The 15697-nt window shown below is 70.0% G+C and carries 11 protein-coding genes and 1 pseudogene; 5 read left to right on the top strand and 7 right to left on the bottom strand.

Annotation, left to right across the window (positions count from 1 at the left end):
• Window positions 1–106: 106 nt before the first annotated feature.
• From FOB47_RS03070 to FOB47_RS03055, 4 genes are all read left to right on the top strand, one after another.
• Window positions 107–799, top strand: coding sequence for a 2Fe-2S iron-sulfur cluster-binding protein (locus FOB47_RS03070; protein WP_174779916.1), 693 nt, complete (start codon window positions 107–109; stop codon window positions 797–799).
• Entirely contained in the window at window positions 796–1794 is a 999-nt protein-coding gene (locus FOB47_RS03065; protein WP_174779915.1) for an FAD binding domain-containing protein, read from the top strand. Before FOB47_RS03070 ends, FOB47_RS03065 begins: the two co-directional genes overlap by 4 nt.
• The gene (locus FOB47_RS03060) at window positions 1787–4066 is read left to right on the top strand and encodes a xanthine dehydrogenase family protein molybdopterin-binding subunit (protein WP_217488903.1); all 2280 of its coding nucleotides are present in this window, start codon (window positions 1787–1789) and stop codon (window positions 4064–4066) included. The genes FOB47_RS03065 and FOB47_RS03060 overlap by 8 nt, the downstream gene beginning before the upstream one ends.
• A gap of 127 nt (window positions 4067–4193) precedes the next feature.
• Window positions 4194–5081, top strand: coding sequence for a DUF3626 domain-containing protein (locus FOB47_RS03055; RefSeq protein ID WP_174779914.1), 888 nt, complete (start codon window positions 4194–4196; stop codon window positions 5079–5081).
• Window positions 5082–5098: 17 nt separating this feature from the next.
• On the opposite strand, the pseudogene FOB47_RS03050 reads toward FOB47_RS03055, so the two are convergent.
• The 7 genes and pseudogenes from FOB47_RS03050 to FOB47_RS03020 form a co-directional block, all read right to left on the bottom strand.
• Window positions 5099–5830 (bottom strand): annotated as a pseudogene (locus FOB47_RS03050) (YoaK family protein); the annotation flags it as partial.
• Between the two features lie 95 nt (window positions 5831–5925).
• Window positions 5926–6888, bottom strand: coding sequence for a YihY/virulence factor BrkB family protein (locus tag FOB47_RS03045; RefSeq protein ID WP_174779912.1), 963 nt, complete (start codon window positions 6886–6888; stop codon window positions 5926–5928).
• Window positions 6889–6901: 13 nt separating this feature from the next.
• Window positions 6902–7426, bottom strand: a complete 525-nt coding sequence (locus FOB47_RS03040) for a host attachment protein (RefSeq protein WP_053824242.1) — start codon at window positions 7424–7426, stop codon at window positions 6902–6904.
• Between the two features lie 82 nt (window positions 7427–7508).
• Window positions 7509–7847: a hypothetical protein gene (locus FOB47_RS03035; RefSeq protein ID WP_174779911.1), complete on the bottom strand. Its 339-nt coding sequence runs from the start codon at window positions 7845–7847 to the stop codon at window positions 7509–7511.
• 192 nt (window positions 7848–8039) lie between these two features.
• Complete coding sequence (locus FOB47_RS03030) at window positions 8040–11195, bottom strand: efflux RND transporter permease subunit (RefSeq protein WP_174779910.1); 3156 nt, start codon at window positions 11193–11195, stop codon at window positions 8040–8042.
• Window positions 11196–11208: 13 nt separating this feature from the next.
• A complete protein-coding gene (locus FOB47_RS03025) occupies window positions 11209–12423 on the bottom strand; it encodes an efflux RND transporter periplasmic adaptor subunit (RefSeq protein ID WP_174779909.1) in 1215 nt (404 codons plus the stop codon).
• An 82-nt stretch (window positions 12424–12505) separates the two neighbouring features.
• A complete protein-coding gene (locus tag FOB47_RS03020) occupies window positions 12506–14182 on the bottom strand; it encodes a RecQ family ATP-dependent DNA helicase (protein ID WP_174779908.1) in 1677 nt (558 codons plus the stop codon).
• Between the two features lie 311 nt (window positions 14183–14493).
• Between FOB47_RS03020 and FOB47_RS03015 the strand changes: the two genes are divergently transcribed.
• Window positions 14494–15663, top strand: a complete 1170-nt coding sequence (locus FOB47_RS03015; protein ID WP_232963429.1) for an MFS transporter — start codon at window positions 14494–14496, stop codon at window positions 15661–15663.
• Window positions 15664–15697 lie beyond the last annotated feature (34 nt).

Below are 15697 nucleotides of genomic sequence, written 5' to 3'. Positions count from 1 at the left end.
GAGCGATTGCGCAAACTGCGCCCGATCGCGCTGCTGCCGTGCCGGTTCCTCCCCGATCCATCGACGCCAGCATCGCGCCCCGCCACCTCGACTCGGGAGCCCACAGATGAGACATCGCAACGACGATACAGGCACGCCGCGGCTCAGCCGGCGCGCGTTTCTCGGCACCACGGTGGCCGCAGGCGGCATCACGGTATTGCCGGCCGCTCCGTCCTGCGCGCAAACGCCAGGCGCCGCCGCCAGCGAGCCGATGCCGGCTGCCGGCGGCACCCCGAACGCACCGGTCACGCTGACGGTCAACGGCAAACGCCATCGGCTCGCGCTCGATGTCCGCACCTCGCTGCTCGATGCGCTGCGCGAGTCGCTGCATCTGACCGGCACCAAGAAGGGCTGCGACCACGGGCAATGCGGCGCCTGCACGGTGCTGCTGAACGGCCGGCGCATCAACGCGTGCCTGACGCTGGCGGTGATGCACCAGCAGGACGAGATCACGACGATCGAGGGGCTGGAGCGCAACGGGCAACTGCATCCGGTGCAGGCCGCCTTCATCGCGCACGACGGCTTCCAGTGCGGCTTCTGCACGCCCGGGCAGATCTGCTCCGCGGTCGGCATGCTGCGCGAGGTCGCGGACGGCGTGCCCAGCCATGCCAGCGCCGACCTGGGCGGCGCCCGCACGGTATCGCTGCAGGACCTGAGCGAGGCCGAAGTGCGCGAGCGCATGAGCGGCAACCTGTGCCGCTGCAGCGCCTATCCGAATATCGTCGCCGCGATCCGCAGCGCGGCCGGGAGCCAGCGATGATGCCATTCAGCTACGAGCGCCCGACGGCGCTGCGCGACGCGATCGCGTCCGCGTCGCAGCCCGACGCGCGCTTCATCGCCGGCGGCACCAATCTGCTGGACCTGATGAAGCTGCAGATCGAGCGGCCGGCTCGGCTGGTCGACGTCAATGCGCTGCCGCTGCAGCGCATCGAGGCCGGGGCCGACGGCACGCTGCGGATCGGCGCGACCGTGCGCAACAGCGATCTGGCGGCCCATCCGCTGGTGCGCGAACGCTATCCGCTGCTGACGCGCGCGCTGCTGTCGGGCGCGTCAGCGCAGATCCGCAACAAGGCCACCACTGCCGGCAACCTGCTGCAGCGCACGCGCTGCCCCTACTTCTATGACACGGCAATGCCGTGCAACAAGCGGCAGCCCGGTTCGGGCTGCGCGGCGCTGCGCGGCAGCAACCGCATGCATGCGGTGATCGGCCACAGCGAGGCCTGCATCGCCGTGCATCCATCCGACATGGCGGTCGCGCTCAGCGCGCTCGACGCGCGCATCGAGACCGTGCAGCCCGATGGGCGCATGCGCGTCATCCCGATCCACCAGCTTTATCGCGCGCCGGGACAGACACCGCATCTGGAAACCGATCTGGCGCCCGGCGAGCTGATCGGTGCAGTCGTGCTGCCGCCGCCCCCGCCCGGCGTGCAGTCGTACCGCAAGGTGCGCGACCGCGCGTCGTTCGCTTTCGCGCTGGTGTCGGTGGCACTGATCGCGCAGGCCGAAGGCGGCCGCCTGCAGAACGTGCGCGCGGCCTTCGGCGGCATCGCGCACCGGCCCTGGCGGGTGCCGGAGGCCGAGGCCATGCTGACCGGCAAGGCGCCGTCGGCGCAGCTGTTCGCCCGGGCCGCCGATGCGGCGCTGGCCGGCGCCCGCGGCTTCGGCGGCAACGACTTCAAGATTCCGCTGGCCAGGCGGGTATTGCAGGCCAGCCTGACGCAGGCATCGCAACGCGACGGAGCCCACCATGGATGAACTTCAGCAGCGCCAGAACACGGCGTGGAGCATGGGCCAGAACGCCGGCCAGCAATGGATCGGTGCGCCGGTCGATCGGGTCGAGGGGCGCCTCAAGGTCACGGGCCGGGCTGTCTACGCCTGCGATCACGTGCCCAATGGCCCGCTCGCCTACGGCTATCTGGTTGAAAGCACGATCGCGCGCGGCCGCATCGCCGCCATCGATACCGAGGATGCGGCGCAGATGCCCGGCGTGATCCTGATCGTCACCCATCGCAACGCGCCGGCCCAGTCCCCCTATGGTCCGCCCAAGGTGGCGCGGCGCTTCGAGCGGCCCAAGCCGATGCTCGACAGCGACCAGGTGCGCCACTACGGCCAGCCGGTCGCGCTGGTGATCGCCGACTCGTTTGAGGCCGCGCGCGACGCTGCCGCGCGCGTACGGGTCCGCTACGCGCCGGAATGGGGCGGCAAGTTCGACATGACGGCCGAGCTGCGCAACGCCTACGTGCCGGACGGCATCAATGCCGGCATGCCGCACGACACCGCGGTCGGCGACTTCGATGCCGCGTTTGCCGCCGCGCCGGTGCGGATCGATGCCACCTACACGACCCCGTACGAACACGTGAACCCGATGGAGCCGCACGGCACCATCGCGCAGTGGTCCGGCGACCGGCTGCTGATCCACACCTCGACGCAGATGGTTGACACCTGCCGGATCGCGGTCTCCCGCACGCTGAATCTGCCGACCGGGAACGTGCGCGTCGTATGCAAGCATGTCGGCGGCGGCTTCGGCTCCAAGGTGCCGACCCATGCCGACGCAATCCTGGCCGCGATCGGCGCGCGCATGACGGGCCGGCCCGTCAAGGTCGCACTGACGCGGCAGCAGATGTTCGCCAACACCAACCATCGCACCGAAACGCGCCAGCGCATCCGCCTGGCCGCAGGCCGCGATGGCCGCATGACGGCGCTGGCGCACGACGTCATCGAGCAGACCGCGATGTACGACGAATTCGCCGAGCAGACCGCGGCCTTTACGCGCTCGCTGTATGCGGCGCCGAACCGGCGCACCAGCCATCGGCTGGTGCGGCTGGACCTGCCGCCGTCGGACATCATGCGCGCGCCGGGCGAGGCCCCGGGCGCGCTGGCGCTGGAGTGCGCGGTCGACGAGCTGGCGCATGCGCTGCGGATGGACCCGATCGAGCTGCGCATCCGCAACGAGCCCCGTGTCGATCCCGAGCGCAACGTTCCGTTCTCCACGCGCGGACTGGTCGCTTGCATGCGCGAGGGCGCCGAGCGCTTCGGCTGGTCGCGCCGGCCGACGACGCCGGGCAATATGCGCGATGGACGCTGGCTGATCGGCTACGGCATGTCGGCGGCGATCCGGCCCAACTACCTGCAGGCGTCGAAGGCCGAGGTCACGCTGTACCGCGATGCCACCGCACGCGTGCGGCTGTCGATGACCGATATCGGCACCGGCACCTATACGATCCTGACGCAGATCGCGGCGCAATCGCTGGGGCTGCCGTTGCAGGCGGTGCAGGTCGAGATGGGCGACAGCGACTTCCCGCCGACGCCGGGCTCGGGCGGCTCGTGGGGCGCGGCCAGCACCGGCTCGGCGGTGTTCAATACTTGCGCGGCGTTGTGCCGCCGGCTGGCGGAAGTCGCCTCGGCCGACCGTGCCTCGCCGCTGTTCGGCACCGACCCGGCGCAGGCTCGCCTGGCGGACGGCCGCCTGCATGCCGGCGGCAGATCGGAGCCTGTCGGCGCGCTGCTGGCCCGTGCGATGCCCGACGGGCTCGGCGTCATCGGCGAAGTGCAGCGCGGCCCGGAATATCAGACCTACTCGCAGCACGCCTACGGCGCACATTTCGCGGAGGTCGGCGTCGACATCGATACCGGCGAAATCCGGCTGCGGCGCATGCTCGGCGTGTTCGCGGCCGGCCGCATCCTGAACCCGAAGACGGCGCGCTCGCAGATGATCGGCGGCATGATCTGGGGCGTCGGCGCGGCGCTGATGGAAGAGACCATGGTGGACCCGCGCCATGGCGCCTTCGTCAACCGCGACCTGGCCGGCTACCACGTGCCGGCGCACGCGGACATCCCGGCCATCGACGCGGTGTTTCTCGACGAATACGACGACAAGGCCAATCCGCTCGGGGCGAAGGGCGTCGGCGAGCTCGGCATCTGCGGGGCGGGGGCGTCGCTGGCCAACGCCGTGTTCAACGCGACCGGCATCCGGCTGCGCAGCTATCCGCTGACGCTGGACAAGGTGCTGGACGGCATGCAGGCTTGATGGGACGAAGGACAGGCATCGGCATCGGCATCGACATCGGCGACGTTAGAATGCAAGGCGCGCAGTGAGCGCCGACGCGGTGAGCGCAAGATCAAGCCGCAAGCAAGCCGAACGCCGAGCGACCGTCATGCCCGTCCACGCCATCGATGCCCGCAATGCATGGGTGCCGCCCCCGGATTCTCCGCAGGCGCGCGCCCTCGCCCATGTCGCCGCACGCAGCCTCGGCGAGCCGGTCGACCCGACGCTGCGCGTCACGCTCAATTTCCATCCCGACCGCCTGCACCACGGCATGCCGTTCCTGCAGGCGCTCGCCAACGACGGGGTCTATCGCTCGCAGTTCGAGACCGGCACCAGCAATGGCGGCCTGACCGCGCATCCCGGAGGCGACCGTTGGCAGTGGGAGAGCCGGCTGTTCGGCGGTGCCTACGATGACGCCGCGCCGGCCGAGCGCCCGAAGTACGGCGCACTGAATTTCCGTCGCCGCGCGACCGGGGGCTCGCCGCGCTTCGGCTCGGCGCATCTGCGGTTGACCGGCGCGGTGCTGGGCCGCACCACCTTCTGCTATCCCGACAGCGTCTACGAGCCCACCGCGTTCGGCGTGGCCGAGCGCATGGGCCTGATGGCGCTGGCAGCCACGCCGCAGCCGGATCCACTGGACGACTATATCGAGGCACAGGTGCACGGGCCGGTCGAGCTGGCGCGCGATGTCGAGGCGCTGGTGCTCGATCCCTGCTATCGCGGCACGGAGGTCGAGACGATGGCACGCGCACTGCCTTGCGCGCTGGAATGGCATGCGGGCTTCATGCTGTCGGTTGACGAGCTGCGCCGCCACCCGGACTATCGCGGCCCGCGCTACGTCGAACTGGGCTGCGCGCTGGCGCGCGACGGCTGGCTGACGCCCGCGCTGATCGGCGAAGCGGCCCGCGGCGGACAGCATGACTCGCAGGAGTTGAAGAAGGTATGGCACTACCTCGCCCGTTTCGGCGAGCGGGGCCGCGAGCCGGCGGCGGACTAGCGGCGCGATGCGAGCCGGCGCAGATCATCCCAGACCGGTACGGCCGCCAGCGCGCCAAGCAGCGCCGCGAACAGCACCGTCATGCCAAAACCGACCTGCTTGAAACCCAACGCACCGGCGGCGCCGCCGACGAAGAACAGGCCAACCAGCGTGGCCAGCATGACGAGCTTGCGCCGATCGGCGACGACGCGCGCCGCGCCCTCGCCTTCGGTCAGGTTCCAGTAGAACAGCTTGCCGAGTTCGATTCCGATATCGGTGACCATGCCGGTCACGTGCGTGGTACGGATCTCGGCGCGCGACAGCTTGGTGATCAACGCGTTCTGCAGACCCATGATGAAACACAACACCGCGACGGTGGCGGGCACGAACAGCCATTCGCGACGTTCGAGATTGCCGCCCAGCAGACCGAAGCACAGCAGCAGGGCGGCTTCGACCATCAGCGGCAGCGCGTACTGGCTGTGCAGCCGCACCCGCCGCGCCCAATTGACCAGCATCGCCGACAGTGCGGCGCCCGCCACGAAGCAGATCAACGCGCCCAATCCGGCCAGCATCAGCGCGGCATGGCCGACGGCGAGGTCGTCGGCCATCGCGGACACGATGCCGGTCATGTGCGAGGTGTACTGGTGTACCGCGAGAAAGCCGCCGGCATTGATGGCCCCGGCGACGAAGGCCAGGTAGCGGGCCAGTTGCCAGTTGGCCAGGGTACTCCTGTCCTTTCCGGTCAGATTGCGCAGGTACGTGATCGGCATGGTGCGGGCGCTCGGCGGAGGGGCACCGCCGCACAGGGCAGCGGCCGCGGGTACTCTACCATGGCGTCCCGCCGCGACGGCCGCCGGATCCGCGCCTACGACTGGCCCGGGCGCTCGCCTGGATGCTCGGCCGGCTGCCGTTCGACAAAGCGCCCGGTCTTGACCTGCACCGTCCGCTCGGCCGGCTGCTGCCCGCGCAGCGAGCCGTAGCGGTGCGCGTACAGCCAGGTGAATTCCGCCCCCAGCAGGAAGATCTGCGCGGAGTAGTAGACCCAGACCAGCAGCACCACCAGCGAGCCCGCGGCGCCGTAGCCGGAGGCCACGCCGGTCTTGCCGATATACAGGCCGATCAGGAACTTGCCGAACGTAAACAGCAGCGCGGTCACCAGCGCGCCCAGCCAGACGTCCGGCCAGCGCACGCGGGCGCGCGGCATGATCTTGTAGATCATCGCGAAGCCCGTGGTAATCACCGCCAGGCTGAAGACGAAATCGACGGCATGGGCCAGGGCCTCTTCTTCGCCGAACAGCGGCGCCCATCCGCGCGACAGCGCCGCCAGCGCGGCGCTGGCCAGCAGCGACACGATCAGCAGGAAGCCGATGCCCAGGATCATGCCGAACGACAGCACGCGCGCGCGCAGCAATCCCCATAGTCCCGAACTCTTCTGCCATTCCGGCACGCGCCAGATGCGGTCGAGCGCGCTCTGCAGTTCCGCGAATACCGTGGTCGCGCCGATCAGCAGCGTGACCAGACCGGCCAGTGTCGTCAGCGTGCTGGTGGCCGGTTCGCTGACGGCCGCGAGCATGTCCTCGATCGCCTTCGCGCCCTCGGTACCGATAAAGCCCTGCAGCTCGGTGACGATGGCCCCGCGCGCCGCCTCGGCGCCGAACACCACGCCCGCCACCGAAATGACGATCAGCAGCAGCGGCGCCACCGAAAACACCGTGTAGTAGGCGATCGCCGCGCCCATGCTGGGCGCGTAGTCGTCGATCCACGCGCTGACCGTGTCCTTCAGCAGTCCGTAGAGGTTACGGACCGCGCCCACCGCGCGGCGCGGCATGGCGGCCTCGCGCTCAGCCCGCGGCCTGGCCGCCGGACCGGTCGCCGGCGAACCTGGCCGCGAACAGCCGTTCGGTCAGTTCGCGCTCGGGCAGATGTACCAGGTCCTTGTCGACTTCCTCGGTCACCACGTTGGCGACCTGCGCGGGCAGGTGCTTGCGCAGCAGGCCCAGGAAACGCGGGGCCGCGGCGATGCGCAGCTCGTCGTAGCGCTGCTTCTGCAGCGCGTCGGCCAGATGCTCGGCAACACGGCGGGCAAAGCCCTCCGCCTCGAGATGCAGCTCGTCCTCGCCGGCCGACGACGTGACGCTCGACGGCGCACGCTGGCGGCCGGTCCCGCCGCCCACCGCCGGCCCCGCGCCGGGGCCCGCTCCGGCACCGGCGCGGCGTCCGTACGCGTCGCGACGCAGGTCGGCGGCGTCGGCATGCGCCCCGGCGTCGGTCAGTTCATCGATGCAGGCCAGTTCCTGGCCGGGCTTGTGCCCTTCGAGAATACGGGCGATGGCCTCGTCGGCCACCAGGACCCAGGTGGTTTTCATCGGATGCTCCTCTGCTGTGGGTGCCTGACGTCCGACGCGCGGGACGTGACGGCCCCCGTCGATGGATCGATGCGATCGCGCCCTACTGGCTGGTTGCGTCCTCGTCCCCGTGTTCGTCTCCCGCGACAGCGATCTTCACCGGGCCCTGCGGCTTCTTGCCCTGCTGACCCTGCTGGTCCTGCTGGTCCTCCTGCTTGAAGACCTTGCGCTCCTCGACGTTCTCCGCGCCGCCGGCGGTCATGCCGTCGCCCAGCGTGTTGCCGCTGCCGGACACGCCGCCCGCGGCGCGCTCCTCCGCCTGTACGGTTTCATCGGTATTGGCGCCCTCGGGATCGGGACGCTGCGCCGGATCGGTGGCGGGGTTCTGCTGTTTCGCACCGCCGCCTTGTCCGCCCTGCCCACCCTGCGATTGCTGTGCCATGGTGTCCTCCATACGTCACGATGTCTGGAGTCAAGCTGCAAGAAGCCTGCCATTGGCCGATACGGATGCGCAGCCGGGGCCGCAATACTTGTCGGCGCGCGCGTGGGGCGGGCTTCGGGCTGCGGTGGCACCGATGCGCCCGGGCCTGCGCGTCGCACCCGCGAGTAACAAATACGCGGGCGGTAAGGTTCTTCACGCGGTCCTTGTCGAAATTTCGCTGGCGGGCGTGCCGCGCCGGCCGCCAAACCAGCGGTGCACCGCGACATAGAACAGCGGCACCCAGAAGATCGCCAGCACCGTCGCCGTGATCATGCCGCCAATCACGCCGGTGCCGATCGCATGCTGGCTGCCCGAGCCGGCGCCGACCGACGTCGCCAGCGGCACCACGCCGAGCACGAAGGCCAGCGATGTCATCACGATGGGCCGCAAGCGCATGCGGCTCGCCTCGATCGCGGCCTCGACGATGCCCTTGCCCTGGTCGTGCAGCGCCTTGGCGAACTCGACGATCAGGATGGCGTTCTTGGCCGACAGACCCATCGTCGTCAGCAGGCCGACCTGAAAGAACACATCGTTGGGCAGCCCGCGCAGCAGCGTCGCCGCCAGCGCGCCGACGATGCCCAGCGGCACGATCAGCATCACCGAGAACGGAATGGTCCAGCTCTCGTACAGCGCGGCCAGGCACAGGAACACCACCAGCAGCGACAGCGCATACAGCGCCGGTGCCTGCGCGCCCGAGAGCCGCTCCTCGTAAGACAGCCCGCTCCACGAATAGCCGACGCCGGCCGGCATCTGCGCCATGATGGCCTCGACCGCGGCCATCGCCTCGCCGGAGCTGTGGCCCGGCGCGGGCTCGCCCAGGATCTGGATTGCCGCCACGCCGTTGTAGCGCTGCAGCTTGGGCGAGCCATGGCCCCAGCTGCCGCTGGCAAACGCGGTGAAGGGCACCATCGCGCCGCGGTCGTTGCGCACGAACCATTTGGCGAGGTCATCGGGATGCATTCGCGCATCGGGCCGGCCCTGGAGATAGACGCGCTTGACGCGGCCCTGGTCGATGAAATCGTTGACGTAGCTCGAGCCCCAGGCGATCGACACCGTGCTGTTGATCTCGGCCAGCGACACGCCGAGCGCGCGCGCCTTCTCGTCGTCGATCTCCAGCCGATATTGCGGCTCGTCGTTCAGCCCATTCATCCGTACCCGCTGCAATTCGGGACGTTGAGCGGCGAGCTGCAGAAAGCGGTCGCGCGCCTGCATCAACACCCCGCGCCCGACGCCGGCACGGTCCTGCAGATAGACGTCGAAGCCGGTCGCGTTGCCCAGCTCCATCACGGCGGGCGGCACGAAGGCAAAGGCCATCGCATCGCGCATGCCGCTGAACCGCGCCTGCGCGCGCCGGGCGAGATCGAACACGCTGGTCGCCTCGCCGATGCGCTCGTGCCACGGCTTGAGCAGCACGAAGGCGAAGCCGGAACTTTGTCCGCGGCCGGCGAAATTGAAGCCGTTGACGGTGAACAGCGACTGCACCACGCCGCCCTCTTCCTGCAGCAGATAGTCGCGCAGCCGGTCGAGCACCTGCTGCGTGCGCTGCGCCGACGCGCCCGGCGGCGTCTGCACCTGCGCGAACAGCACACCCTGGTCCTCGTCCGGCAGGAACGAGGTCGGGATCCGCGTGAACATCCACGCCGCCAGCGCCAGGATCAGCAGGTAGACGGCGAAGTAGCGGCCGCGCCGATTGAGCACCGCCACCACGCCGCGCTCGTAGCCGCGCGTGGCGGCTTCGAAGCCGCGATTGAACCAGCCCAGCGGGCCGCGCCCGGGTGCGCCGTGTCCAAGTCCATCGCCATGTTTTGGCAGCGGGCGCAGCATCGTCGCGCACAGCGCCGGCGTCAGCACCAGTGCGACCAGCACCGACAGCACCATCGCCGACACGATGGTGATCGAGAACTGCCGATAGATGACGCCGGTCGAACCGCCGAAGAACGCCATCGGCAGGAACACCGCCGACAGCACCAGCGCGATGCCGACCAGCGCGCCCTGGATCTGCCCCATCGACCGGCGCGCGGCCTCCTTCGGCGGCAGTCCTTCCTCGGCCATCAGCCGCTCGACGTTCTCGACCACCACGATGGCATCGTCGACCAGCAGCCCGATCGCCAGCACCATGCCGAACATCGTCAGCGTATTGATCGAATAGCCGAACGCCGCCAGCACGCCGAAGGTGCCGAGCAGCACCACCGGGACCGCAATGGTCGGAATCAGCGTGGCCCGGACGTTCTGCAGGAACAGATACATCACCAGGAACACCAGCACTACGGCTTCGAGCAGCGTGCGCACCACGCCTTCGATCGACGCGGAGATCACCGGCGTGGTGTCGTACGGATAGACCACCTGCATGCCCGGCGGGAAGAACGGCTCCAGCTCGCCCAGCGTTGCGCGGATCGCCTTGGCGGTATCGAGCGCGTTGGCGCCGCTGGCGAGCCGGATCGCGATGCCGGAGGCGGGGCGGCCGTTGTACTGCGCGTTGATGTTGTAATCCTGGCCGCCGAGGCCGACCTCGGCCACATCCTTGAGCCGGACCTGCGAGCCGTCGCCGTTGACCTTGAGCAGGATCTCGCGGAACTGCTCGGGCGTCTGCAGGCGCGTCTTGCCGACCACCGTCGCGTTCAGCTGCTGGCCGGCGACCGACGGCAGCCCGCCCAATTGGCCCGAAGCGACCTGCACGTTCTGCGCCTGGATCGCGGCCCTGACGTCCGACGGCGTCAGCTGGTAGGCGGTCAGCCTCGCCGGATCGAGCCAGATCCGCATCGCGTACTGCGCGCCGAACACCTGGAAGTCACCGACGCCCGGCGTGCGCGACAGCGGGTCCTGGATGTTCGACACGATGTAGTTGGCCAGGTCCTCGCGCGTCATGCTGCCGTCGCTGGACACCACGCCGACGATCATCAGGAAGTTGCGCACCGACTTGGTCACGCGGATGCCCTGCTGCTGCACCTCCTGCGGCAGCAGCGGCGTGGCCAGCTGCAGCTTGTTCTGGACCTGCACCTGGGCGATGTCCGGGTTCGTTCCCTGCTCGAAGGTGACGGTGATGGTCATGTTGCCGTCGCCGTTGCTCTCGGACGAGATGTAGCGCAGCCGGTCCAGCCCATTGAGCTGCTGTTCGATGACCTGCACCACGGTGTCCTGCACCGTCTGCGCCGACGCACCGGGGTAGTTGACCTGGATCGCGATGGTCGGCGGCGCGATGGCCGGATACTGGCTGACCGGCAGCGCGCCGATCGACAGCGCGCCCGCCAGCATGATCACCAGCGCAATGACCCAGGCGAAGATCGGGCGCTCGATAAAGAAGCGGGACATCGGGGCGCTCCGTTCAACGCTGCGAGACGGCGGCGCGCGCCGGGGGGGCCGCGACTGCGGAGGCGGGCGCGCTGGCCGGCGCTGCCCCCGCCAGCGGCAGCGCACGCACCTTCATGCCCGGCCGCACGAACTGCAGCCCATCGACGATCAGGCGCTCGCCCGGTTGCAGGCCCGCGCTGACCAGCCAGTTGTCGCCGATCACGCGTTCGGCGTCGATCCGGCGCAGTTCGACCTCGTCGTTCGCATTGACCAGCAGCGCCGTGGCCTGCCCCTTCGCGTCGCGCGTCACGCCGCGTTGCGGCGCCAGCATCGCGGCGGGCCGCACGCCCTGCTGCATCCGAGCGCGCACGAACATGCCGGGCAGCAGCTCGTGCCGCGGATTGGGAAACACCGCGCGCAGGGTCACCGAGCCGGTGCCGGTGTCCACCCCCACCTCGGTGAACTCCAGCCGGCCGGGCTCGGCGTACTCGCTGCCGTCTTCGAGGATCAGCCGCACGCGGGCCGCGTTCTCCCCCGCCGCTTCCAGACGACCGGCCGCGAGATCGCGGCGCAGGCCCAGCAGCGCGGACGACGGCTGCGTGACATCGACGTAGATCGGATCGAGCTGCTGCACGGTGGCCAGCGCGTTGGCCTGGCCGTTGGTGGCGAGCGCGCCCTCGCTGGCGAAGGAGCGGCCGATGCGCCCGGAGATCGGCGCCAGCACCCGGGTGTAGCGCAGGTCGATCGCGGCGCGGTCCACCGCCGCCTGCGCCGTCAGCCAGGCCGCTCGCGCCTGCTCGTATTCCTGCTGGCTGACCGCCCGCTCGCGTGCCAGCCGCTCGTAGCGCTGTGCGGTCTGCCGGGCCGACTCGAGCGTTGCGGCGGCGCTGGCGTGCGCGGCCTGGTAGGTGGACGGATCGATCTGGTACAGCTGCTGACCCTGCCGGACCTCGCTGCCTTCCTTGAACAGCCGCTTCAGGATGATGCCGTCGACCTGCGGCCGAACCTCGGCGATACGGTAGGCCACGGTACGGCCGGGCAGTTCGGTGCTGAGCGCCACCGGCTGGGGCTGCAGCGTGACATAGGCGACCTCGGGGGTCCGGGCGGCGGCGGGGGCCTCCCCCCTGCCGCAGGCGGCCACGGTCAGTGCCGTCAGCAGGACCAGCGAGGTGGCGCGCAGCCTGCAGGGAAGAGACGAAACCGGTGCAGCCGGCGAGGGCGATGCGGCGAAGGTGGGATCGGCGGGCATGGCGGGAATCGGAATACATCGGGCGGCACCGATGCTAGCCGTCCATGCCGGTCAGGCCGCTGGCGCCAGCCTGACGGTTTTGTCATGTAGCACGGCTTGCCGCCTGGGCCTCGCGCTTCAGATAGCGCGGCACGAAGCGGCGGACCGTGCCATCCGGGAAGCGCACATCGACGCGTTCGCGCGTGGTCGCGACCACGGTGCCGACGCCATGGCGGCGCGCGCGCACCCTGTCCCCTTCGGCGAAAGGCGGGGCGCTCGCGCCGCGCTTCGATTCGGGCAGCGGCTCGACCGGATGGCGCGCGGCCTCGGCCGCCCGCACGCAGCTGTCGCAGGTGCCGCAGCGCTCCGGGCCGCCGTGCTCGCCGTAGTACTCCAGCAGCATCGCCCAGCGGCAGCGGCCGCTGCGCGCATAGTGCAGCATGGCCTCGAGCGTGGCGCGGTCCTTGTCGCTGCGTTCGGCGTACTGCGCTGCGATGGTCCGCACCGCCTGCACGTCGCTCTTGCCGGGCTGGCGGCTGTAGCGGCCGTCCTCGTGACGGTGGGCGACATCGGCCTCGCACAGCATCGTCAGCGCGACCTGAAGCTTGCGCCGGGCCACGTTCGGCAGCCGTTGATGCATCGCGTCGAGCGACAGCGGTTCGGCGGCATCGATGTCCCGCATCTGCGCGACGATCTGTTCGAGCGTATCGGCGCCGGGATAGCGGTTCGACAGGAAGAACTGCTGGACCCGCTTGTCCCGTTCGTCATGCAGCAGCGTGCAGCGCGCCGGCTCGCCGTCGCGGCCGGCACGGCCGGTCTCCTGGTAGTAGGCATCGAGGCTGCCCGGCAGTTGGGCATGGACGATGAAGCGGACGTCGGGCTTGTCGATGCCCATGCCGAACGCATTGGTGGCGACCATCACGCGGCATTCACCGGTCATGAAGGCGGCCTGGCTGTCGCGGCGCTGCGCCGCGGTGCAGCGGCCGTGATACAGCGCCACCTGCTGCCCTGCCTCCTTCAGGCCCGCATGCAGCCGATCGGCTTCGCGCACCGTGGCCGTGTAGACGATGCCGGCGCCTTTCTCGCGCGCGACGAGGCTGCGTACCTGCGCGAGCCGCTCGTCGTCGCCGGCGACATGCTGGACCGCATAGATCAGATTGGGCCGGTACAGGCCGGCCTTGACCACGCACAGCGACTGCAGGTCCAGCTGCGCGGCGATGTCGTGGATCAGCGCGTCGGTGGCGGTCGCCGTCAGCGCGAGCACCGGCGGCCGTCCGAGCGCGCGTGCCGCCTCGGGAATGCCCAGATACGCCGGCCGGAAATCATGGCCCCATTGCGAGATGCAGTGCGCTTCGTCGACGACCAGCAGGGCGACGCGATTGCGCTGGATCGACGCGATGACCTCGCGGTCCTGCAGCTGTTCCGGCGTGGTCAGCACGATCCGGTCGTCCCGGCGGGCGACGCTGTCCAGCGCGGCATCGGCCGCGGCATCGCCGACGGCGCTGTTGACGACCGCCGGATCCAGTTCCAGCCTTTCGAGTTTCTCGGCCTGGTCCTGCATCAGCGAGATCAGCGGCGAGACGACGACTGTCAGGCCGTCCAGGCACAGCGCCGGTACCTGGTAGCACAGCGACTTGCCGCTGCCGGTCGGCATCACCGCCAGCGTGTCGTGCCCCTTGAGCACGCTGTCGATGACTTCGGCCTGGCCGGGGCGCAGCTGCTGGATGTCGAAGCGCTCGCGCAGCAGGCGCCGGATGGAGTCGGGCAGCGTGGAGGTCATGTCAGAGCGGCGGCAGCAATTTCCGTGCCGCACGCCGCTGCCGCGCTCGTTCCACGATGCGGCCGCCGCGGTCCGTCTTTGAGAAAAATTGACACCCCCGAATGGACGGACTTACGCTCGGTCGTCCCTGGACATGCCCCGCCCGCCGCCTCGCGCCGCCGCGCCGCAAGCCCTTCCGGGCCACGCAGTTCCTCCATACCCATAACGACAAGACTCTCCGAGACAGCCCCGCCGTGCCTTCCTCCCGCCTGAACCCCTCGCTGCTCAGCGAGCTGCGCCCCGCCCTGCCGATCCTGATCGGCGCCTCCGTGATGCTGAGCCTGGCGATGGGCCTGCGGCAAAGCCTGGGCATCTTCATGCCGCCGCTGACGCGCGATATCGGCATCTCGGTATCGGACTTCACCGTCGCGATCGCGGTGCAGAACCTCGCCTGGGGATTGCTGCAGCCGATCGCCGGCGCGTGGGCGGTGCGAGTGGGCTTTCGCCCGCTGATGATGAGCGGGGCCTCGCTCTATGTGCTGGGGCTGGCCTTGCTTGCCGGGGCCGAAGGAATGATCGGCGTCACGCTGGGCGCCGGCGTCGCGATCGGCGCCTCGATGGCCTGCACCGGCAGCGCGATCGCGATGGCGGTCGCCGCCCGCCCGATCTCGCCGACGCTGCGCAGCACGGTGCTGGGCATCGTGTCGGCCGCGGGGTCGCTGGGCGCGCTGATCGCCGCGCCGATCGGACAGGTCGTTGCGCAGGGCTACGGCTGGCGCGTCGGCATGGTCGCCTTCGTCGTGCTGGCGCTGGCGATGCTGCCGGCCGCGTGGTTCGCCGGCCGGGTCGACCGGCTGCCGGCGCCGGTGTCGCCGAGCGGCATCGAACAGAACGCCCGACAGGCGCTGGGGACCGCGCTGCGCCATGCGCCCTTCCTCGTGATGGCGCTGGCGTACTTCGTCTGCGGCATGCAGCTGGTCTTCCTGACCACGCATCTGCCGTCCTATCTCGATGTCTGCGGCATGGACGCGATGCTGAGCGCGCAGGCGCTCGGCGTGATCGGCGGCTTCAACGTGCTGGGCAGCCTGTTCTTCGGCTGGGCCGGCGGGCGCGTCAACAAGCTGCTGCTGCTCGGCGGGATCTACACGCTGCGCTCGCTGGCGCTGATCTGGTACTTCTCGTCGGCGCCGACGCCGGAAAGCACGCTGCTGTTCGCCGCGGTGATGGGCTTCCTGTGGCTCGGCGTGGCACCGCTGGTTGCCGGCTGGATCGCGGAGACCTTCGGGCTGCGCTGGCAGGCGATGCTGGGCGGCGTGGCGTTCTTCAGCCACCAGATCGGCAGCTTCGTCGGCGCCTTCGGCGGCGGCCTGCTGTTCGATGCGCTCGGCTCGTACACGCTGGCATGGCAGGTCGGCGTATCGCTGGGCCTGGCCGCCGGCCTCGCGCAGATCGCGTTCGCCGTCGTCACGCGGCCGCGGCCGCCGCGGGTGGCGACGGCCTAGCCGCGTCACGCACGGCGTCGCGCCGCGCGTTGGT

Origin of the sequence: Cupriavidus gilardii, assembly GCF_013347325.1 — a bacterium.
In the GTDB taxonomy this organism is placed as follows: Bacteria; Pseudomonadota; Gammaproteobacteria; order Burkholderiales; family Burkholderiaceae; genus Cupriavidus; species Cupriavidus gilardii.
The sequence above is the reverse complement of the archived record's forward strand: the minus strand, read 5'-3'. Positions and strand labels throughout refer to the sequence as shown.